General features: G+C 37.6%; 1 protein-coding gene. It reads right to left on the bottom strand.

Going from position 1 to position 1,803, the window contains the following annotated elements:
* Positions 1–58 precede the first annotated feature (58 nt).
* Positions 59–1,803: multicopper oxidase domain-containing protein (locus tag F6K49_RS45460; protein ID WP_293108760.1), on the bottom strand; the 1,745-nt coding region annotated here is incomplete at its 5' end.

Raw genomic sequence — 1,803 nt, 5'->3', positions numbered from 1 at the left:
TGTATAATAGACCACTCCATAAATTCAATTTTTGCCCTTATTTTACCGTTGCTTCAATCTAACTCTGAGGCATTGATTCCATAATTTCTTTCAGTAGCCTCATTTTGAATTCGTTAAATCCTTTTGGATTTATCACTTTGACATTATTCATCATGCCTTTATCTTCATGTACTAGTATATGGCAGTGATAAACAAATACACCAGTAATGAATGGATTTACGAAGGGAATACGGACTGTAGTTATGCTGTTTCCAGGTAAGTTAAATACATCCCGATACCCCTGGGGTTTTAGACGACAGTGGTATCCAGTCTCCATATACTTATTAGCAGCATAGCTAGAGGTTTCACAAAAATTATCATTATCTACTGGATCTATTTTGTAGTTATTGTAGATGCAGGTGTCAGTTGTTCGGTTCAATCCTGAGCATGGATCTTCAGGGAGTGTCACCTCAGTAACTACGAAATCAAGCTGGTGTATGTGGAAAACGTGGGCAATATTATCTGCATTGACCAAATTCCATTCTTCTATATCTCCCACCTGGGAAATTTTATCGATCCGGTTTCCATCAAATACTTGTTTGATTTCGTCTTTATTAATTCCATTACTTTGGATGCCTTTATCATATGCTTCTTCTGGTTTCTCAAATCCTTTTAGAAAATTCTTACCATCGCCTGAGCTGAAATAAAAGTAACGTTTCTTGGTACGTGGATCATTATACTTAGACGATTGAGTTATGCAATTTCGGTTCAGCAGCAATTGTAACAAATTCTTATTCCAACTTACTATTTTTAGTAATTTCTCCTTTTGATCTTTTTTTAGCTGAGCTACTATAGGTATAGATCGCTTGTTGCAGTAAGGCAAACGAGCTACTATACCAGGTCTTGGCAGTATCTTGTCTATTTTATATGGTTTCTGATGTGTGATGAAGTAATCTAAGTTGATATTTTGCCCATCTTCTGTACAACCTGCATCCTGTCCTCCGTCTAAAGCAAGATTACATGATACATCAGGACGAAATTTTGGTTTATATGTGTAACTTTGGGAATCACCTTGTACCTCAACAGTTGCTAGCAAGTAGCTTTTTCCTCCGTTAGCAAAAGCTTGATCGTCTTTGGTCAAGTTGCTGAAAAGGTCGGAAACTAGATTATATGTACCTTCAACACCTCCCACTACAAGAAGCTCTACTCGGGCAGCAGGTGGTAATAGAACTGAGTTAGTTGCTACTGGATGTTCAACAACATCACCATCACGGGCCAAGATGTAAAAATTTTTCTTGCCATTGGGTTGGGTAAATGCAGGCATTGATCCTATATAACCTGTTACAGTGGCTGTTATCTTACCCGTTGTTGGATCCTCATCATCAATTTGACCTTGTATCGTACCATCTATTTTAAACGATACCTCGCCTTTTCCCTGATCTTTTATTTTCTTATAATCACTTACAGTTGCTCCTTGTTTTATAACAATATTTTTTGTAATGGCTGTTTCACCGTCTTTCCTTTCTACTTGAGTTTCAGATGTGGTACTTCCATTTGATCCATCACTTAGATTAAAGGTAATGCTTGTTATCTTACCAATTATTGAACCATCTGCACCATCAGTACCCGTAATCTCACCATTACTAAAACTAGCTCGTCCAATAATTGGATTATCCTCACTGGGTGGATCTAGAGTTTCTAGGGCAATATTCATGTACGAATCAGCCCCTATATTAGCGATGCGCCATAACTGAATCTCTCCAGGATTGATGGTTATTTTCGGGTTGACTTGACTATTGAGAACGAAACAATCCTCTTTACCTA

It is taken from the genome of Moorena sp. SIO3I6 (genome assembly GCF_010672095.1).
This window is presented reverse-complemented; position numbering and strand designations above follow the sequence as displayed.